This is a genomic window from Vibrio lamellibrachiae (assembly GCF_050337265.1).
GTDB classification, from domain to species: Bacteria; Pseudomonadota; Gammaproteobacteria; order Enterobacterales; family Vibrionaceae; genus Vibrio; species Vibrio kyushuensis.
Map to the genome: position 1 here is coordinate 224,276 of NZ_JAKJSU010000007.1, position 20,696 is coordinate 244,971.

Sequence of the window (20,696 nt, forward strand, 5' to 3'; positions counted from 1 at the left end):
GTTATTGGTTGTTATAGCTGATCTTCAATGGGCAGCAACCCAGATAACCACGCGCCCATTCTTCGCCATACGCTCGCTTCTGGTTCAGTCGTTAACGTTAAGCTATTTGAAGGATCATACCAAGCGACATTACCGTCATGAATAACGACTTTGTATGCATTCATTTCCAATCGTTGTGCTATCTGGGAAAGAGATTTTTGAACATACTCTTCGTGCTCAATAACAACCGCCATTTCCGTATTTAGGTTTGCAGAGCGAGGGTCCCAATTCAACGATCCCACAAAAATCTTGTTGTTATCGAATAACATGGCTTTAGCATGTAAGCTTGAGCGACTGCTGCCGGTAATCGTCCATTTATTCTCAATATCGGCACTCGCCTTCACTTCCCAAAGTTCAACACCACCTTCAACTAACTCTTTCCTGTATTTTGCATACCAACCGTGAACGGCAAACACGTCATTGGAAGCAAGCGTATTAGTAATAACGGTGATTTTCTTTCCTGACTGTACTGCTTCAACGAGCTTTTCTGTCCCTTCCTTTGTAGGAACGAAATACGGTGTAATCAGCACCAATGAGTGCTCTACTCTATTAAGTAACTCAATTAAATTATCCACCAGCAAGCTGTCTTCACCCGACACTTTATCTGGAGAGTCATACCACAGCTTCCCTGGACCCCAATAGAGCGAGAAGTCACGGTCAAGTAACTGTTGATATAATGGTAGCGTGGTAAAGTTATACATTCCTGAGGTAAACTTCGCTTCTAGTTGCTTCTCTTCAAGAATCTGATTAACGGCTTCCGCTGACAGTACTTGTGCATCTGGGTAAATCCACTTCATTGGCGTTGCGTAAATGCTATTCCAATAAATATCAAACTGATTCGCAGTCTCTTCTACCGTATTACCATAAAGCAACAGATCAAAATCGCCGAACTCTACGCTGGATTCAAACGAAAAATATTCATTACCTATATTCCGCCCACCAACAATAGTATTAACGGAGTCTACTGTGAGTGACTTGTTGTGCATACGGCGATTCAAACGATCAAAATCCGACACGAACGCCAAACCTCTAGCCGTTCGATATTGGTGAGGGTTAAACAAACGAACTTGAATATTAGGATGGGCATCAACTGTCGCCATTCCTCTATCATTACGACTTTGCATATCATCCAAAAGAATTCTGACCCTTACTCCTCTCTCCGCTGCTTCGTACAGACGCCATGTAAGTAACTGACTGGTCTCATCGTCTCGGTATATATAGTACTGAACATCAATACTCTTTTGAGCATTTTCAATTAGAGCTAATCTTGCTAGAAGTGCATCGTGACCACGCGTCAGAGGGAAGAAGCCCGTAAATACATCAGTATCAAAGCTAGTTTGGTTGAATATGTCATGGAGAGGAGAACTTTCTTGATAACCAAAGTGGTGAGTGACTGTTTTCGGCTGATCTCTGTCTACATAACTCATTGAGCTACAACCGTATAAAGTAACTAGTAGTAAAATACTCACTATCAATCGATTTGGTTTTCGAACTTCCAACACTAACAAACCTATACACTTACCAATGTAAGTAAAACATGATTCAATATAAGGATTATTGCATATTTCAACAGGTTAGTTTTTTATATTAACCAAGTAGGAATGCTATTAGATGTGAAAGATGGATAGTTCAAGAAGAGTAAAAACAAAACTGCCCAAGAGTTGTAAACTCTCAGGCAGCCGAAAATATAGAAACTGGGTGTTTAGTACCACGTCAAAAAATTAACGTGGTTTTACAAAATATTATGAACGACGATTATATCGACCGCCACCTGCTGCGCGCGCTTTATGAGAAGAGGCAGCCTTCGCTTGTGAATTAAGAATAGATTCAACCGTTAGGGGCATAGGATCGCGGGGAATAACACCTACTGCATAAGTTCTTTGACGTGGCGGAAGCTGGTATTGCTCATCACTCGCTTTTGGCATGCGCTTAAATCGTGACAAGTAGAAGTTTTCAAGTTTCTCACGCGCCCACTCTGTTTTACGTAAATATTTCAAACTACTAGCGATAGATGGATTAGTATTGAAACAGTTGAAACGCATCGCGGCATCAAGAATATCCCACCCATAGAAGTCAACAAGCTCAGTTAAGAGTTGTTCTAGTTTAAGACCGTGTAATGGATTGTTTTGTTGCTCTTCTAACATGTTTGCCCTATTGATAATATGGTGAGATCTTCGCGATTATACGCGTAATTAGATCTGAATCTAACTATTATCGACATTCAATTCTCTCCTAAACGAGTGAAGATATGAGATGCCCTCGATATGCGTGACTTTTGAACTACCTATGCTCACGAATCGCACTGTTAAGCTCAAACATAAACATTGGATTCTCTTCTACAAAATCATTCGACACATATATGCCAAACTCCTTCTCCTTTTCTAATATGATTTTGTATTTGTTTGATCCTTCAGCTAAATGGCTAAAAACCACTTCTGCTACAAAAATCGCATCTACCTGCTTTTCGTCCAACGCAGTGACTAATGATTTTATATCTGCTGCAGGAGGTAACGCTTTGTACTCATTGCGTAACAACCAATAACTGGTATTGGTATTGAGCAAGCTCATCACTTTCGCATCAGTTTTGAAAGCGAGGCTTTTCGGGCGAAGGTTCTCACTGCCTTCCATTAGTACCACCCATACCCAGCGATTGATCATCAATGACTCTGAAAATACAGCGTATCTGTCTCGTTCGTCATTTTTAGACGCCATATAGAAACCATCAGACCGTCCACGCCTTAACTCTTTTAGAGCCCTGCCGTGATTAGACCCAACTTCGATACTGTATTTAACATCGATAGAATCAAGCACTAAGTCCATTTTATCGATGCCTATACCTACTGGAACACCTTCAGAATTAACGGTTGTATAAGGAGGAAAATCAGGTACGAAGAAGTGCATGTTGTATTGGGCACTAGATGAAAATGAAAAGAGAACTGCAGTACATAAGCCAATAAAAGGACCAATTCGTTTTAACATAGTGTTCTTACTTGTCATTCCAAACTTAATCTAAGTATAGGAATGAATGAACAAATCAGATCATGTTTTGTATTCTTTTCGATTTGCTTATTACTAACGGCCGAATTTATCACCTGAACAACTTAGTTAAAAATAGTACCGATTAGGCTTTAGAACGCACTCAAATAACGATTTTTCCTTTCAAATACAGAACACCATAACCTGAGACCATGACTCTCTCATCAGCAACTTCACAATAAAGCACTCCACCTCGTTTTGATGCTTGATAGGCTACTAGATCATTCCTTTTTAGTACCTCTGACCAATACGGAGCAAGCCCAGTATGCATCGATCCTGTAACCGGATCTTCATCTCCACCATTTGCAGGCCAAAAATAACGAGAAACAAAGTCATACTCTTTTGATTTTGCTGTAACTGAAACATCAAATGGCGCTAGTTGTTTTAGTTGTCCTGTATCGTATTTTACTTTATCAACATCTTCTTCCGATGCCATCACCGCCACATAGGCCTGACGATTCTTAAGCACTTTAACGGGTTTAATTGATAGTCCTTTTAGTAACTCATCAGGGCAAATCAATACCGGCTCTAACTCTTGCTTAGGGAAGTTCATTTCGATACGTCCATCTTGCTGTTGAACGACGGTTAGGTTGCCTACATACAAAGTTTCAAACTCTATTTCACCGATACAAGAGTAATAGTTAAATAGCACAAACGAAGAAGCAAGGGTTGCATGGCCACAAAAATCAATTTCCGTAAGCGGTGAGAACCAGCGAATCTGATATTTGTTATCAGCCAATTTTTTTACAAATGCTGTTTCAGAAAGGTTATTTTCAGCCGCAATATTTTGCATCAGTATTGGATCTAACCATTCCTCCAACGGCACAACCGCTGCTGAGTTCCCTTTAAATTTTTCATCTGTAAAAGCATCTACAACGAAGATATCTAACTCTTTTTCCATATTGGACTTGTCCCTATAAGATTATCGCTTGACTATTATTAGTACAATTTAATATCACAGAACACCGGTGCGATGTATAGGATTCTATTTATAGAAACAACCAACGCATTTCTTAATTACTCATCATATTTACAGCCATGGCTAACAATAACACTGCAAAGATTTTCTTTATCGTTGGAACAGGTAAAGTCTGCGTAGATTTTGCTCCCATAGGCGCCGTGAACCAAGAAGTACTCACAATACCTAATAAAGCGGGCAAATATACAAACCCAGCAAAACCATCGTCTAATGAAAAATGACTGCTACCTGAGCTTATGTAACCGATAGAGCCAAATAGTGCGATGACAATTCCGCAAGCTGAGGCACAACCTATCGCTTTTTTCATATCGAGTGAGAAAAACGTCAACAAAGGCACCAAGAGCGCACCACCGCCAATACCTATCATGGCAGACAGCCCTCCAGTAATCGTAGTCAGAATAGTTAACAAACCTTTATGTGGCAGCTGGCGCTCTTTCGGTGACTCATTTTTACTGCTTAAGAACATCTTCAATGCGATAAGGACAACGCTTACAGCGAAGACTATACGAACAACCAGCTCTGGTAACAATGCCGCCATAAAGCCACTGACAAGCGCACCTAGGGCAACGCCTGTCATGATCCAAGGGGCTATTTCCCATGGCACATTACCATTTTTGTGATGAGCGATTGCTGAAGACGTTGATGTAAATAAAATCGAAGCCAAAGACGTTGCAATTGCTGCGACGACCACTTGCTCTGATGGTAAAACTTCAAAGTGAAGCAATATACTGCTGAGGATAGGGACAATCACTAACCCCCCACCAATCCCTAACAGCCCAGCCAAAAAACCAACGCCACTGCCTAGCAATGCGCAATAAATAACTAATAACAGTAAATCACTCACTTAATAAACCTTGTTAATAATATGGATAAACATGCTATGTAAATTAGTCATGTTCGAATTGGTCCAAGTAATATAACGATTTAAAATAGAATGAAACATGAATATTTCTCATGTTGAATGTGAAGTAAATCCATTATTAATCAAGTGCCGATAAGCGTTATAAATAACACTCTGCTCTTAACCACCGTTTTGGATCTTTAGGAATAAATAATAAAGGCAGTGGTAATACAAACTGGGGAAAAAAAATAATCATTAATCCCAGCAAGAGTAATGAAAAACTCAGCTTTCATCTAGGATATAGGATATAGGATACAAATCACCATGAACAAAGATTTTACATTTACAGTTAAGAGCCTTAGTCTCGATGAAAATTATCATCCGTCAGACAGCACTCGTATTACAACGAATTTCGCTAATTTAGCTAGAGGCGTTCGTCGTCAAGAGAACTTGCGTAATGCCCTAAAGATGATAGACAACAGTTTCAATGCCTTAGCGCACTGGGATAACCCAAAGGGAGATCGTTATTCGGTCGAGCTTGATATTATATCCGTTGATATGGACATTGAAAGCAGTGAGCAAGCATTCCCTTCGATTGAAGTATTGAAAACCAATATTGTCGATCATAAAACGAACAAACGCATTGAAGGTATTTTAGGGAATAATTTCTCCTCTTACATTCGAGATTATGATTTTAGTGTATTACTACTTGAGCATAATAAGGATCAATCTCAATTTAGCATTCCAGATAATTTTGGCGACCTACATGGAAAGCTCTTCCAATATTTCGTGAACTCTAAAACATACCAGCAGCACTTTCAAAAGTTACCTGTTATCTGTCTCAGTGTTTCAGATAACAAAGTTTATAGCAGAACGGAAAACCAACACCCAGTGTTAGGTATTGAATATGAACCAAACGAATCGTCTTTAACTGAGCAATATTTTAATAAAATGGGCTTACAGGTTCGCTATTTCATGCCGCCAAATAGTGTTGCACCATTAGCCTTTTATTTCTTTGGTGATTTACTTAATGATTACTCTAACCTTGAACTCATCAGCACCATAAGCACCATGGGTACATTTCAAAAAATATACCGCCCTGAAATTTACAATGCGAACGCAATTGCGGGTAAATGCTATAAACCAAGTTTGAAGAGTTTGGATCACTCATTAACTCAAATTGTTTATGACCGAGAAGAGCGTAGCCAGTTAGCTATTGAGCAAGGAAAGTTTGCTGAAGAGCACTTCATCAAACCATACCAAACTGTACTTGAGCAGTGGTCTGCCAATTACACTCTTTAACTAACTAAATAATATGACGGCATTGATTATGAAAACATTATTACCTACTTCAACGGCAGGCAGTTTACCTAAGCCCTCTTGGCTCGCAGAGCCTGAAACACTTTGGTCACCTTGGAAATTACAAGGTAAGGAATTAATAGACGGTAAACATGATGCGTTACGTTTGTCTTTTCAAGAACAAGAACAATCTGGCGTCGATATTGTTAGTGATGGTGAGCAAACGCGCCAACACTTTGTTACTACGTTTATTGAGCACTTGAGCGGCGTTGATTTTGAACAACGAAAAACCGTTAAAATTCGTGACCGCTATGACGCGAGTGTACCTACCGTAGTTGGCCCCGTTTCTCGCCAAAAACCCGTTTTTGTTGAAGACGCTAAGTTTTTGCGTAAGCAAACCAATAAACCCATTAAATGGGCCCTACCTGGCCCAATGACGATGATCGATACTCTTTATGATGACCATTATAAAAGTCGTGAAAAACTCGCGTGGGAATTTGCCAAAATCCTCAACCAAGAAGCAAAGGAATTAGAAGCTGCAGGGGTTGATATAATCCAATTTGATGAACCTGCTTTTAATGTATTTTTTGATGAAGTCAATGATTGGGGTATCGCTTGTTTGGAAAGAGCGATAGAAGGCCTAAAATGCGAAACTGCGGTACATATTTGCTATGGGTACGGCATTAAAGCCAATACCGATTGGAAAAAGACTTTGGGGTCAGAATGGAGACAATACGAAGAAGTGTTTCCCAAACTCCAAAAATCTAATATCGATATTATCTCATTAGAATGTCATAACTCTCGTGTTCCAATTGAACTACTAGAACTTATTCGCGGTAAAAAGGTAATGGTAGGTGCTATTGATGTCGCAACCAATACTATTGAGACGCCAGAGGAAGTCGCTAATACCCTACGAGAAGCACTTAAATATGTTGACGCTGACAAACTTTATCCGAGCACCAATTGTGGCTTGGCACCTTTATCTCGTCATGTAGCAAAAGGTAAGTTAAGTGCTTTAAGTACAGGGGCTGAAATCATTCGAAGAGAACTTTCGCTTTAGTACTAACCGATAATATAAAACTGGAGGAAACTAGTACATTCTAAGGAAAAATCTTCAATTGACCATAGAAAGTTGTTTTCAACCAAAGTGCTCAGTCATTAGGCTGAGCACAAAAAACAAAAAACTGAATATAGTAACCAATTCCCTTTCGAACAATAGGTTGATCAACTTTTCACTACCATACTTCCACCTAACGAATAACCTAGATTCGTTCTCAAATGGTTAACGCTTACTTAGCAAACGCCAAAGTCCTACGACTTGCCTAGTCCCTTTCCTAACTAATAGATAACGACTCGTTTATAACGTACAATATGGCCATCAGTTCCAATCAGAACAGCGCTAGTTTTATGTTCCCCACTATGTAATCCATAACTCTAGTTTTCACAACAAAGGCAATATATTCAAATGGTTAACAACGCAATACAATGGTTCCCTGGGCATATGCACAAAGCCCTTAAAGAAATTGAAGAAGCGATCCCTCAAGTCGATGTCATTATTGAAGTTCTTGATGCTCGTATACCATTTAGTAGTGAAAACCCGGTAATTTCAAAATTACGTGGCGACACACCAGTTGTAAAAGTACTGAACAAAAGAGACTTAGCCGATCCTGAACTCACAAAGCTATGGATCGAACATCTTGAGAAAGAACAAGGTGTTAGAGCAATTGCAATTACTACTGCGCACTCTCATGAAGTGGCTATGGTCATGGATGTTTGTCGTAAGCTTGCACCTCACCGTGAAACAATTGGCAAGAACATCCGTACCATGATCATGGGCATCCCTAATGTGGGTAAATCGACCATCATCAATTGCCTTGCGGGTAAAACAATCGCAGTTACAGGCAACCAGCCTGCTGTAACGCGTCGTCAACAGCGTATCAATCTGCAAAATGGCGTTGTGCTTTCAGATACCCCGGGGGTTCTGTGGCCAAAAGTAGAAAACCCTCATAGTGGGTTCCGCTTAGCAGCAACAGGCGCGGTTAAAGACACAGCAATGGAATATGACGAAGTCGCTTTTTACACGGTTGAGTACTTAGCTAAACAGTACCCTGAAAAGCTTAAAGAGCGTTATATGATCGATGAACTTCCAGAGTCTGATGTTGAGCTTATGGAAGAGATAGGCCGTAAGCGAGGCGCTTTGCGTTCTGGCGGACGTGTTGATTTACATAAAGCATCTGAAATCCTTCTTCATGAGCTTCGTAGCGGTACACTTGGTCAGGTTACTCTTGAATTACCAGAAATGATCACCGAAGAGCTAGTCGAAGTTGAAATTGCTGCTGCTAAAAAAGCGGAACAACAGATTAAGAAGAAAGAAGAACGCCGTAAACGCTATTTGAGAAACAAACGCTAATAGTTCGAAATACCCCAGCTCTGGCAATGACTAAATTCAGAAACAAAAAAAGATACCATCAATTCGAGGGTATCTTTTTTTTTCCTGTTTTTAAGTTGCTATAGCTGAAAACAAACCTTTAGTTGAAAGATTCTTAGGTTGATGCAACCTTAAACTCGCCTACCATTGCCTCTAAAGAGTTTGAAAGTTCATCAAGTTGACCACTAGACTCTGATATCTGATGCACTGAACGTTCAGCTTCAATCGACATCAAGCTTATCTCTTGGATATTTCGATTTATCTCCTCAGTCACACTGTGCTGTTCTTCTGCAACCGTTGCTATCTGTGTTGTGATATCGGCTATAACATCCACGGATTCAGAAGCCACTTTGAGCGATTCTGTTGTTTTTAAGGCGTAATCAGCAACATGTTCAGCGTGCTCAATGCCATGTTCCATAACCTCTTTCGTTTCTATGGCATCACGTTGCAAGACCTCTATCATTTGTGAGACTTCTTCACTGGATTCCTTCGTGCTTGAAGCGAGTGAGCGAACCTCATCAGCAACGACAGCAAACCCTCTTCCTTGCTCTCCTGCTCTTGCCGCTTCAATTGCAGCATTTAGTGCCAGTAGATTTGTACGCTCAGAAATTGAAGTAATGGTCGTTAATATGTTCGAAATATTATCAGCGCTGCTATTCAAGCGGGTGATCTTTTCACGGGAGTTATTTAACCCATCAGATAGTTGACGGATCTCACCTGATACGTTGGTGACTTGTCTATAGCTAGTGGTGACTTTTTCCTGTGCCAAAACGGCGGCTTCTGCTGCTTCATTGGTGCTTTTTGTCACCTCAGCTACTGTTGAAGATAACTCATTCATTGCATTGGCGACTTGATCGGTACTTTGTCGTTGTTGATTGACACTTCGGTCAGTGTCACTCGTTACTTCCATCAATTGCTGAGAAGCGGTTGACTGCTGTAGAGCAGCATCAGAGATCTTAATCAACATCTCTTTCAAACTTGTTGCCATTTGGTGCATCGATAGGTAAACACCACCAGCAGACTCATGAATTTCAAGATCTTCCGAAAGATCGCCATTGGCAATATTACTCGCTATACGTTGCATCGCACTTGGTTCACCGCCTAATGGTTTCATTATGCTCTTGGTAATAAAGGTCGCTACTGCGAATATGCATAGAACGACTATGCCACTCAACGTAAGCATAATGTCCCGTAACTCATAAAATGCAGCGCACGCTTCTTGTTCATCAATTTCAGTAATGATCGCCCAATTTAAACCATGTACGCTTAAAGGCTCGTAAGCAGAAAGAACTAACGTTTCGTTGTAATCGAATATAGCGCCGATACCTGACTCACCATTCAGTGCTTTTCTTACTGAATCCGTATTTACACGGCCCGTTTCCGGTCTTGCAAACGAGGCGTTAACACTTCTATTCGTCGGGTCTAAAAAAGAGTCCGAGCGCATTAACTTATCGCCACCAACGAGATACGTTTCGCCCGTTTCTCCTAGGCCGGATCTTTCAGACATAATCATATTTAAACGATCGATAGGAAACTGAAACGCCAACACTCCTACTTTAATTCCTTTATCGAAAATTGGAACAGCAATAAAGCCAGCAGGAGCGTTATACGAAGGAAGATATGGTGTGAAGTCTACTAATGAGGCCCCTTGAGTTCTACTGGCTGATTTGGCCTCTTTAAACGCTTTTGCCAAACCACTATTTGCATAAGGACCATCAATCATCGATGTCCCATAATCGACCTCTTTAAATACCGAGTAGATGATATTTCCGCTATCGATATCTAACAAGAAGATGTCGTAATAACCAAACCTATCTAGCAAGTCTTTTAAATACGGATGAATACTTTCATGCACATCATCGTAATTAGAGTTTCTACTAGAGCGAATTTGGCTATCTTTGTTACCAACTTGCGCTTGGTTATTGACTATATAATCAAGCTGAAGCAGTTTCCCGCTAGAACTAATGTCTCTAGTAAGTTGCAGCGAGGTTACCTCACCTTTAGTGGCTGGCGATTTCTCTGTTAGTGTCGATATGAAGTTTTCTTGATAGTAGTTAGAAAGTGTACGATCAATGTCTGCCTCAGACGTATTGTTACTGTCTAAAGAAATTTGATGAAATGCGTTTGTAAATGCTGTTGTAGCATCAATGATCGATTGATTATTTGCTAATGAATTTGCTTGTTCTACTCTGGTATTTAGATATTCAATTACGGCCGATTTCTTCACCTCTCTTAACGCTATCAATTGACTAAACGTTTGCTTTTCGAAATTGCTATTAGCCACATTTAGTGACCAAGCTGAAATAATAATAGCAGGAGTTAGACCGATAACGAGTAACGTTATCAGCAGTTTATATTTTAATGACATGGTTACCTTCCCAATCAACGAGGTATTGCCTATCACTAACATTCAAAGCTTTAAATGATAGGTAGACTGACGGTTACGTATCATTTCTGAAAAATAGCGCAGACACGATGACGTAAGTTGTTTGGGTGCTTAGCGCACCTAGCCTTTTTAGTGACTTTATTGTCACTTATTTATTACTGACTCACTAATCGTAGTAGAGAACTAGTTGCATAAAAAAACCGCCTCTGTATTTTTGACCTAGATCAATTAACAGTGACGGTTCTTGTTGAGTGTTTCATTAATAAAACACAATTATAATGGGGTTATTGTATCGTAATGTAGGGGTTAACTACTCAATATTTGCTAATTTGATGAGTACACCTTCAAGTTGATCCCAAGGAAGAGGTTGTGAGTCAATCACTTCAATACGAGACTCAAACCCATCCAAAGAAATCTCGTTCACAGAGACAACTCCATTCGCCGAATTGAACGCGAAACAACCTTGATCCGTGTTAACTACGGCCTTAACACGCTCGGCAGTTAACGCACTAAACATTGAGAAAAGCTCGTCGAAATCAAATTTATGCTCAGCCCCAAACAGCCAACCACAGCTAAAGTAACCCTGACCTTTGTTCTCTTTTCTTATATGAGCTTGACCAGGAGGAAGTTGGAATTGAGGTTCCATTTCAGCGTGTTGATGATGATGCTCTTCAATCTGAGCTGAAGCGCTTGATTGCAATCTAACATTATCAAGGACTTCTAGCGGTAGATCGCCATGCTTAACAAGCTTACTGAACGTTTTGGGTGGGTTTTGATCGGTAATCCAGTCATTAAACGCGTCAATATCAGAAACATTACATTGGTCGACTTTGTTTCCAATGACTACATCTGCGGTATCCAATTGATCATTAAAGTTCTGATTATCTAAATACTTAGTATTCTGTAAGTTTCTTGGATCAACTAAGGCTATCGTCGCTTTTAAATCCACATAATTTTGATACTGCGGCGAAATTAGGGTTGCGACGACTTTTTTAGGGTGACCAAGCCCTGTCGGTTCAATCAGTAACCGGTCGGGCTTTGTACGTAGTAAGGTATTGATACCTACAGACATAGGAACACCAGCAGTGCAGCACATACATCCACCTGGAACTTCCTTAATTAAAGCTCCTTGTTCAGTTAAAATAGCACCATCAATGCCTATCTCACCAAATTCATTAACCAATACCGCCCACTTTTCATTCTCCGGCTTATTTTTTAGCAAATTCAGAATCGTCGTGGTTTTACCGACCCCGAGAAAGCCAGTTATAATATTTGTTGGGATTCGCTTTTCCATTGAATAGCCTTAACGCAGGAATAATTTTGAAGAGTATATCGAGAATTGAAAATTATTGAATGTAAACTTCACTAGTTTATAAACGACGAAAGGCGCACTACTGTGAGCGCGCCCTATCCCTCGCTACTCAATCGTGAGTTCGCGAATCAAGCCGACTGATGTTGCGACTTGAACTTGTGCGAGGATCTACAAATTTGTTACTTTGAATCCATCCAAATTGTATGTAAGGCCCTAATTATCCTCCATGCGAGTCGGTAGTTCAGAATGCCTTACATATTAACTATGGCTTAGATCCTGACAATTACAAGTGACGTTCGTGAGCTAGATCTCAATTTCAAACACTATTTATTAACGTAAAAATAATATCGATAGAGCAGCTATTTTGAGTAACTTATTTTGCATCTTTAGGTAGTGTAATTTTCAGTATCACCACCAATGCCATCAGTACAAACCTACTTAGATTGCAGGGCTAAGAAAATAATAGCTTTAAGGTGCCATAATCTATTTCCGTTGATTGCATCTAAGCCTATTAGGTTGTTATTATGCGCACCTTAAAGCCCCCTATCCATTGGCTCAATTTTCATCATTCCCAAACGGAGTAAAGCGTTGAACTGGAAGAGATTCACCCAATTTAGCAGTGTGCCCCCATCACAAGCTTCATTGGCATTAGGCATGATTGGTTTAGGCCAAGCATGGGACCTATATATACCAGTATTCGGGGATCTGATCAGACCCTACCTAGCCGGGCTAGGTGCGCTTCTTCTTTTTCCTGTGTTATTGAAATATCTTACAAATCATAGGCTTTTCATTAGCGACTTACGACACCCTTTAAGCGGCAGTTTAATGGCGCCTATTAGCATGTCTCTGCTGATACTCTGCGACTATCTAGCAGCAATATCTCCCATCATTGCCTACCCTATCTGGTTTGCAGCGCTGACTCTACACTTAACGATGATGACATTATTTTTCAGTTTTCAACTCTCAAACTTTAAGATGTCTAATGTAGTACCCAGTTGGTTTCTCTACCCTGTAGGACTAATCAGCAGTTCATTGGCTGGTACACAGTTTGGATACAACGTCTTTTCGTCAACCCTTGTGAATACCTGTATTGCCATCTACTTTTTCATGCTACCACTGGTATTGTATCGATTAGTTTTTGAAGGTGCCCTTTCTATTAGAGCAAAACCAACTTTGGCAATTATGGCCGCACCAATTAACTTAACGTTAGCCAGTTATTTGGTTAACTTCCCTGACCCTGATCCGATTTTAACAGGGGCTTTAGCTGGTATTGCGGTCACTATGACCTTATTTATCTACCTTTGTTACTTCCGTTTGGTACGTCTTCAGTTTCGCCCATCGATAGCTGCACTCACGTTCCCTTCGGTAATAAGCTCTGTTGCCATGTACCGACTAACTGACTTCTTTGAAGAGTTTCACCCTCACTGGCACTGGTTACATAAGTTTGGGTTATTAGAGCTGACGATATCCACCGGGCTAGTTATTTGGGTTTCTATCCGTTATGTGAAAATGTATTGGCCTACATTAGGTAAAAATAACTAGGCTCTATGTTCACCCTTTAAGGAATAAGGCAGGGGTTCCCCCTCCTTATTTTTCCACCCTACAACCCTATTAACAAATTACTCATTAACTAGTACTCTAAAATTGCCTTCCTTTATTTACAATTAATTCAATGCGAAAATTTAATGCACTTATAAAAAGATTGGTCATAATTAAAAATAGATTAGACTTCGTGATGGTACGGATCTGTATCCTTTTGTATTGATGATATATTTTTATTTGTAACCTTAACTAAAAAATAGATATTTCGTAGTCGACCAGTTCATATTTTACTGTCATATATATTTTGTCAGCTGGCACTGAACCATTTAAAATTAGAAAGGTATGACTATGAAATATACGACAAAATCATCGTTACCCGATGTGCTGGTTAAGCGATTATCACAAGGCATCGATAATCTGATTTCTCCCAAAGATCGAGGCCGAAACTTAGTCTTAGGAAGAGAACCACAACATAACGATGTGATTTTGCAAAGTAACGATTACTTAAGTTTAGGCAGCCATCCGGCGATTATCGACACACAAGTTACGTCTCTTATATCTACAACTGATAATGCTTTCATGTCCAATGTATTTTTGCATAACGATGGCATAACTCAACGAGTTGAAAATGAAATGGCTGAATTTACCGGCTTCGAACATTGCACAATTGTACCGTCTGGATGGATCGCAAACACCGCTCTAATGCAAACAATATGTAACTCTTCAACGCATGTTTACATTGATTTCTATACTCACATGTCATTATGGGAAGGTGCCCGTTACGCTGGGGCTAATATTCACCCATTCATGCATAATAACCCCCGTCATTTAAAGCGCCTAATTCGAACTCACGGCCCAGGTATTGTTGTCGTTGATTCAATATACAGTACATTGGGCACTGTCGCCCCGCTTGTAGATATTGTTGAAGTTTCTAATCAAAATGAGTGTGCAACAGTAATCGATGAATCTCATTCATTGGGTACTCATGGTCCTGAGGGGGCGGGATTATTGAAAGAGTTAAACTTATCTTCACAAGTTGATTTTTTAACGGCTAGTTTGGCCAAAACCTTTGCTTTTAGAGCTGGGGGAATATGGTGTAACAATCGATTTGGCGAAACACTGCCCTACGCCGCTTATTCATCCATATTTAGCTCTGCAATGATGGCAAATGAGTTAGACCGAATTAGCGCGACGCTTCGAATCATTAAATCTAGCGATAATGATAGAACAAATCTGTTTAGTCATTCGCATGACTTGATTGAAGGATTAAAAAAGATTGGATTCAATATTCGCAGTGAATCACAAATAATTGCCCTAGAAACAGGGGATTCATCTAATACAATGAAAGTAAGAGATTTCTTAGAAAGTCACGGGATATTAGGTTCCGTGTTCTGTACACCAGCGACACCAGATAATAAAAACATTATTCGTTTGTCGGTCAAAAGCAACATGAAGTATAAGGAAATATCTCATGTTCTAAGCGTATGCGAAAAAGCTTATAGTCACCCTGAACTGTATTTTATTTAGCGGATATCGAGCTAATATTGGAACTTACAGATTACTATTTCAATGCGCTATTTTGAGTAGCGCATGTTATATATAGTGTTCTAATTTTGACAACAGTGCCTCACTAGTTGCGGGCTTTATAATATAATCATTCATTCCAACACTTTTCATCTGCTCTATACACTCAGTGCTATTATCGCCTGTATGCCCAATTACTGGAATATCAGACCGTTCTATTAATGACTCACGGAGTAACTTAGTGGCTTCGAAACCATTTACATGTGGCATTTCAATGTCCATGATGACGACATCAATATCCTCTGTTTCAACACATCCTAGAACTTCACTCCCATCTTGTGCTTCAATTACTTGAAAGCCTTGCTGAGATAGCAAAATCGACGTTAGAGAGCGGAAAGAGTCGTTATCGTCAACGAGAAGAACTTTACGGTCATAGGAAATTGATTTCTTGGGTATGATATTTCTTCCACAGCAGCCATCTACAAAAATTAGCTGATCCAGAGTATCTGTAAATGAGTAAGTCATATCTGACTTGCTGACCGCTGAGAACTGTAAAAAGCGATTAAAGTTGGTATGGTACTGCTTATCTGAACGATATAGATAAATAATCTTTGCTTCGGTAAAGCACAGCTTTCCTTCAAGTGAATTCAAATCTATCTCTGAGATGGTATCAAGATCAATAAAAATCAAATCGTATTCAAATTGATACTCTTCTAATTCAAGCGCTTCGCCTATACCGACAGAGGTGAGCTGATAACCTAAATAAAAGGAGTGTTCGTTCAAGTTTCGAGTAATGACAAACTCAGTTCCAATAGACAATATTGACTTATTGCGTACTAATTCAAATTTAATGTTCTGGACATTTGTCGATTTATACTTAGGAAAACGTAATATAAATTCAGTCCATTCACCGACTTCAGAATTACACTCAATGTCGCCACCAAAAGAACGCATCACTCTTCGACAGAAAGGAAGCCCTAGCCCATAACTACCATTCTTTCCGAACGTATAGAAGTCATTAAATATCGCTTCAATTTTTCCATTTTCAATCCCTTGCCCATTATCTCTTACTCGTAAAGTATTCGTAGTCTCTTCACAAGCGATTTCAATATGGAGGTTAAAGTCCGATTCACTCTGATAATAAAATGCATTCTTAAATAGGTTATATAAAGCATACTTAAGTAACGTATCACTACCGAAATAATCAAATGACTCTGTTTTGGTCACAGTAATGGCATCTTTCGCATTAAACGATTTGTAAGGATAGCTACTGATGGCTTCGGCTAGGACAGTATCAATTTGATGTTTGATAAAGGTTGAGCGCGATACTCGATTCTGATCAATTGAAGTCAGCAACAAATCGATAGCTTCGTTACCATTTTGAATGATGCTATTAGCGTCGTCCAATAACTCATTCATTTTTTTGCAATCGCTTTTCGACAAGGTCACTTCAGAAGAAACATTCCTATCGATTGTTCCTTTTAATAAATCAACTGTTGCTTTAAGTGCGCTTAACGGGTTTCTCATTTCATGGGCTATGCCAGCACCAAATGATTTTGCTAAAGAAATTCTAGCCTCATGCTCTAACTGATTTCTAAAGTAAAATAAATTACCAAATAGATAGGTAAAAATAAAAACAGGAACATAAGACCAATCAATATCTTGAAACTCTGACTGCCCTGTAATGGCATGACTTAAAACAAAAGCGGCACCTACTGAAGTGATACATTGCCCTATTAATACTTTAGGTTCATGAACCAACAGGATATGTAGAAATATCGATGCCATGAACGACATTACCCAAACGCTCGACCAGTCATTCATAATTAACATAAATGAAAAAAAGAAAGGTAAGCACAAAGCAATGCACAATAGGTAATAATGCGGGAGGTATTTTTTAAGATAATTAGGCGCGAAGTCCCTTAGTGCAAGAGCGAATAAAGATAGAGCGCACATCAACCTAAACGGCAGATTCTCATAAGGCTGGGGAAACACATAGGTCCAAATATAGTAATATGATGGAAAGCCAATAGCACCCATCCACCCTACTATGCTTAAGTTCGGCTCAGCATACTTGTATATTTTGTTGACTACAGCCATGTCACCATCCTAGTAGATATGCTTTGACGTCAATTTCTTAAACTTGCTTGTTCGGTATATCTCATCTTCAAATAGAACAATGGGTGAACAAAATTGTCACCCTTCGTTATTACGTTAGCTTATTAGAAACACTTGGACTATTAAACAAGTCAATTTTTGTCGTGTTAACTAGCTAATCACCTCTATTGAACTGCCTTCCCTGCTAGGTTCAACATCTATTCTTAATGACATTTGCTCTTTCAGCTCACTGACGTGTGAAATTATACCAATCGTCCGACCCCCTAGTTGAAGGTCTATAAGTGTTTCTATCGCTAGATCAAGAGACTCGGGATCTAAGCTTCCAAACCCTTCATCAATGAATAAAGTATCTAAACGAATTCCACCGCTGTATGACTGAACCACATCAGACAGCCCTAATGCGAGAGCGAGTGCTGCCATAAATGACTCGCCACCAGATAATGTCGCTACATCTCTAAGTTTACTGGTATACCCATCTTCAACCATAAGGTCTAGCCCTGAACCCACATTACCTTTGGCGCGCTGTTCTTTACGCTTAAGCTCGTAACGTCCTTTACTCATTTTACGCAAACGTAGTGACGCTTGAATTAGCACATCGTCAAGCAGCACTCCGAGGACAAAACGGTGAAGGCTAATTTTAGAGCCTGTTTTACCATTGGCAACATCACTTAACGTGCCTACGATTCTATATTCTTGGTTAAGCTCTTCGTTTTGCTTAACCAATATTTCAAGCTTTTTTTGTACTTCAATATAACGATCTTGTACTGACTTAAGCTGAGTGTACTGATTCAATATTTCAGCATGGCTTGCCTCCGCCACTTGTCTTAATTCAGACAATTTTTCACATTCTGGCATTTTCAGCCCGACAACACCCTCTTCCAAAGTTGCCACTTCAGCCAGTAACGTTGTCTTAAGCTGCTCAAACAGGTTGATAGCTTGTTCTAACTCGTCAATATCAGTCTTTGAAAGACAAGAGCTTAAGTAGCTTGATTCATCAGAGAATGGGCTCTCTTCCAACTTAATTTGCCACTTCTGAGTAACTTCATCTACCTGAACTTTAGCCTGCGATAGCTGCTTGTTCAGCTCTTCTACACGTGCCTGACTAGAGATATACATCTGATTGTATTGATCATACTCAGATCTTGTCGATTGTTCATTTTTAGTAATCTGATCTAGTAGAGTGCGTTTTTGCAACAATTGCGACTCAACCCGTGATAAATCTTTCAGTTCTTCTGGAATATCTGACGTTCGAGAATCAACTTCTGTTTGCTCGCGAGCAATCAGTACTTTCGCATTGCTCACTGCTTCTAACTGCTTGTTTAAATTATTTTTTGCATCCGCCAGTTTTTGGCTAACTTGCTGAAGTGCAGTTTCAATTTGTTCAGGCGTTGTTTTAATGAGCTCGGCCATCTCTTGCTCGAGTCGTTTAACCTGTTGACCTATCTGTTCAATTGAAAGTGACTCTTTCGATAATAGTTGCTCATCGAGAGTCGAAATCGCCTGTTGTGTCAGCGCAACCTCTTTATCACTCTCAGCTAACGTATCAGTGGCTTTTAGCTCAATATTAACGATCTCTTGCTGATGGGCTCTTGCCACATCAACATTATGCTTTGTCACTTCTTCGGCTGAGAATTGCGCTGGTTCTGGGTGCTCACAACTGCCGCAAACTGGGCATGCTTCGCCCATGTGCAATTGTTTTGCAAGTTGGGCTGCTTGGCTTGAGTGCCACTGATACTCTAAATTATCAGCATAAGCGATTGCTACTGCTGTTTGCTCTTTCGCAACAGACAGTTTATTAACAGCGTTTAGACGTTGTTCTTTTTTAATATTATGTTTTTCTTGAAGAACACGTTTTTTCTTTTCTAGCTCAAGCTGCTCGAGCAATCCATTATATTGCTGCTGAACAACAGGGATTCTCTGCTGGCATTGCTTTGCTTGATCAAGTTGCGATCTCTTGGTCTCGAGATCAGCTTCCAACTGAACGAGCGCGGTCTGTAAGTTATCTCGGTTACCTTCAGCTTGTAAACAATGTCGCTGAGCTTGAAGTAACCGCTGTTCAAATTGAGTTCTTTCCAAAAGCTTTGTTCGAACCGATTCCAGATTAAATATCTGGCTCTGCAATTCAGGTGACGCGGCTAGATCTTCTATTGCTTGTTTTAGCTTCGCATCGACAACCAACAAATTTTGCTTAGCCGTTGCAATCATTGCACTAGCTTGAACATGCTCTGATGTTTTTTCTGCCAGATCTTTTTTGCCTACAACAAGCTGAGAGTATGGAACATCAAGTGTTTGCGCCGATGCAGCGTTACTGCGATATACACGTTTTTGGTTCACATTCACTTCACCAGCGAGCAGCTCTTGTAACTGAATCTTTTTTTGCGCTAACTGAGTAAAACGGTCGGCAAGCTCTTTCGCTGACTTCTCTTGAAGCTGGGCCCGCTCTAACTCAGTACTAGATTGTGTCATCTTTTCAATAGCCAAGGCCAAACTATTGCCGTTCTCTTCCAAACTCAGAGCCAGTTGAGATTCGTCTTCAACGTTGGCTACATCAAGCACGCCCTTAGTCTGGTTATCAAACTCGTCTTTTGCCTTTCTAATCCCGGCTGCTCTTTCAAACAGTGCTCTTTCGATAGCTGAATAAATATGAGTTTGAAACAATTGACCAAAGATCTGCTCTCTCTCTTTTGAGGTAGCCGTCAGTAGTTCACGAAACTTACCTTGCGGCAATACCATAACCTGACGAAACTGTTTCACATCAAGGCCTAGTAGGTCACGAATCTCTTTTAACACTGGTGTGGGTTTATTTGCTAGAAGCTTTTCTTCACCTTCGACTAGCTCGTACAACGTGGCGGAGTGAGTCCGTTTTGTTGTCCCATCGCCTCTCTTTTTTGGTACTTCTTGATCCGGTGAACGTACCACTTTATAAATACGATCAAACAATTTGAACTCAAACGTCACTTCCGTAAGCAATTCAATATCAGCATAATCACAACGCATCTGATCGCCAGTGCGCTCACTACCTGTCGTTTCGCCATAAAGTGCGTAACAAATCGCATCTAAGATCGAGCTCTTACCCGAGCCTGTCGGGCCATTTATCAAAAATAACGGTGCGTTACCCATTGAAGTGAAATCAATGCACTGTTTTCTAGCAAAAGGACCAAAAGCTTGCAGGGTTATTGTAATAGGCTGCAT

General features: G+C 40.0%; 14 protein-coding genes. 5 read left to right on the forward strand and 9 right to left on the reverse strand.

Annotation, left to right across the window (positions count from 1 at the left end; translation table 11 throughout):
- Positions 1–11 precede the first annotated feature (11 nt).
- From L4C54_RS12320 to L4C54_RS12340, 5 genes are all read right to left on the reverse strand, one after another.
- A complete protein-coding gene (locus L4C54_RS12320) occupies positions 12–1,466 on the reverse strand; it encodes a phospholipase D family protein (RefSeq protein WP_428808428.1) in 1,455 nt (484 codons plus the stop codon).
- A 315-nt stretch (positions 1,467–1,781) separates the two neighbouring features.
- Entirely contained in the window at positions 1,782–2,183 is a 402-nt protein-coding gene (locus L4C54_RS12325; protein ID WP_428800412.1) for a VF530 family protein, read from the reverse strand.
- 136 nt (positions 2,184–2,319) lie between these two features.
- Entirely contained in the window at positions 2,320–3,018 is a 699-nt protein-coding gene (locus L4C54_RS12330; protein WP_428808429.1) for a substrate-binding periplasmic protein, read from the reverse strand.
- A 160-nt stretch (positions 3,019–3,178) separates the two neighbouring features.
- On the reverse strand, positions 3,179–3,976 hold the full coding sequence (locus L4C54_RS12335) for a PhzF family phenazine biosynthesis protein (RefSeq protein WP_428808430.1): 798 nt from the start codon (positions 3,974–3,976) through the stop codon (positions 3,179–3,181).
- Between the two features lie 112 nt (positions 3,977–4,088).
- Positions 4,089–4,898 carry a sulfite exporter TauE/SafE family protein gene (locus tag L4C54_RS12340; protein ID WP_428808431.1) on the reverse strand — a complete coding sequence of 270 codons (810 nt, stop codon included), beginning with the start codon at positions 4,896–4,898 and terminating at the stop codon, positions 4,089–4,091.
- A gap of 321 nt (positions 4,899–5,219) precedes the next feature.
- On the opposite strand from L4C54_RS12340, the gene L4C54_RS12345 reads away from it, so the two are divergent.
- The 3 genes from L4C54_RS12345 to ylqF all read left to right on the forward strand — a co-directional run bounded on the left by L4C54_RS12345 (position 5,220) and on the right by ylqF (position 8,604).
- Positions 5,220–6,197: a DUF1852 domain-containing protein gene (locus tag L4C54_RS12345; RefSeq protein ID WP_428808432.1), complete on the forward strand. Its 978-nt coding sequence runs from the start codon at positions 5,220–5,222 to the stop codon at positions 6,195–6,197.
- 28 nt (positions 6,198–6,225) lie between these two features.
- Positions 6,226–7,254: a methionine synthase gene (locus tag L4C54_RS12350; protein WP_428808433.1), complete on the forward strand. Its 1,029-nt coding sequence runs from the start codon at positions 6,226–6,228 to the stop codon at positions 7,252–7,254.
- Positions 7,255–7,659: 405 nt separating this feature from the next.
- On the forward strand, positions 7,660–8,604 hold the full coding sequence (ylqF, locus tag L4C54_RS12355) for a ribosome biogenesis GTPase YlqF (protein ID WP_428800418.1): 945 nt from the start codon (positions 7,660–7,662) through the stop codon (positions 8,602–8,604).
- A gap of 133 nt (positions 8,605–8,737) precedes the next feature.
- Here the strand turns inward: ylqF and L4C54_RS12360 are convergent, their stop codons facing one another.
- Together L4C54_RS12360 and L4C54_RS12365 are read right to left on the reverse strand one after the other, a co-directional pair.
- Positions 8,738–10,990, reverse strand: coding sequence for a methyl-accepting chemotaxis protein (locus L4C54_RS12360; RefSeq protein WP_428808434.1), 2,253 nt, complete (start codon positions 10,988–10,990; stop codon positions 8,738–8,740).
- A 328-nt stretch (positions 10,991–11,318) separates the two neighbouring features.
- Positions 11,319–12,302, reverse strand: a complete 984-nt coding sequence (locus L4C54_RS12365) for a CobW family GTP-binding protein (protein WP_428808435.1) — start codon at positions 12,300–12,302, stop codon at positions 11,319–11,321.
- 606 nt (positions 12,303–12,908) lie between these two features.
- On the opposite strand from L4C54_RS12365, the gene L4C54_RS12370 reads away from it, so the two are divergent.
- Positions 12,909–13,862 (forward strand): TDT family transporter, encoded by a 954-nt coding sequence (locus L4C54_RS12370; RefSeq protein WP_428800758.1) that lies wholly within the window; start codon positions 12,909–12,911, stop codon positions 13,860–13,862.
- Positions 13,863–14,210: 348 nt separating this feature from the next.
- On the forward strand, positions 14,211–15,389 hold the full coding sequence (gene cqsA / locus L4C54_RS12375; protein WP_428808436.1) for an alpha-hydroxyketone-type quorum-sensing autoinducer synthase: 1,179 nt from the start codon (positions 14,211–14,213) through the stop codon (positions 15,387–15,389).
- A 66-nt stretch (positions 15,390–15,455) separates the two neighbouring features.
- Here cqsA and L4C54_RS12380 read toward each other — a convergent pair whose 3' ends face one another.
- Together L4C54_RS12380 and L4C54_RS12385 are read right to left on the reverse strand one after the other, a co-directional pair.
- Positions 15,456–17,486 (reverse strand): ATP-binding response regulator, encoded by a 2,031-nt coding sequence (locus tag L4C54_RS12380; protein WP_428808437.1) that lies wholly within the window; start codon positions 17,484–17,486, stop codon positions 15,456–15,458.
- A gap of 168 nt (positions 17,487–17,654) precedes the next feature.
- On the reverse strand, positions 17,655–20,696 hold the full coding sequence (locus L4C54_RS12385; RefSeq protein ID WP_428808438.1) for an AAA family ATPase: 3,042 nt from the start codon (positions 20,694–20,696) through the stop codon (positions 17,655–17,657).

Excerpts from the sequence above, each read along its gene's own strand:
- L4C54_RS12320 (WP_428808428.1), bottom strand. The coding sequence starts at position 1,466 with ATGAGTTATGTAGACAGAGATCAGCCGAAAACAGTCACTCACCACTTT.
- L4C54_RS12325 (WP_428800412.1), bottom strand. The coding sequence starts at position 2,183 with ATGTTAGAAGAGCAACAAAACAATCCATTACACGGTCTTAAACTAGAA.
- L4C54_RS12330 (WP_428808429.1), bottom strand. The coding sequence starts at position 3,018 with ATGTTAAAACGAATTGGTCCTTTTATTGGCTTATGTACTGCAGTTCTC.
- L4C54_RS12335 (WP_428808430.1), bottom strand. The coding sequence starts at position 3,976 with ATGGAAAAAGAGTTAGATATCTTCGTTGTAGATGCTTTTACAGATGAA.
- L4C54_RS12345 (WP_428808432.1), top strand. The coding sequence starts at position 5,220 with ATGAACAAAGATTTTACATTTACAGTTAAGAGCCTTAGTCTCGATGAA.
- L4C54_RS12350 (WP_428808433.1), top strand. The coding sequence starts at position 6,226 with ATGAAAACATTATTACCTACTTCAACGGCAGGCAGTTTACCTAAGCCC.
- ylqF (WP_428800418.1), top strand. The coding sequence starts at position 7,660 with ATGGTTAACAACGCAATACAATGGTTCCCTGGGCATATGCACAAAGCC.
- L4C54_RS12360 (WP_428808434.1), bottom strand. The coding sequence starts at position 10,990 with ATGTCATTAAAATATAAACTGCTGATAACGTTACTCGTTATCGGTCTA.
- L4C54_RS12365 (WP_428808435.1), bottom strand. The coding sequence starts at position 12,302 with ATGGAAAAGCGAATCCCAACAAATATTATAACTGGCTTTCTCGGGGTC.
- cqsA (WP_428808436.1), top strand. The coding sequence starts at position 14,211 with ATGAAATATACGACAAAATCATCGTTACCCGATGTGCTGGTTAAGCGA.
- L4C54_RS12380 (WP_428808437.1), bottom strand. The coding sequence starts at position 17,486 with ATGGCTGTAGTCAACAAAATATACAAGTATGCTGAGCCGAACTTAAGC.
- L4C54_RS12385 (WP_428808438.1), bottom strand. The coding sequence starts at position 20,696 with ATGCAGCCTATTACAATAACCCTGCAAGCTTTTGGTCCTTTTGCTAGA.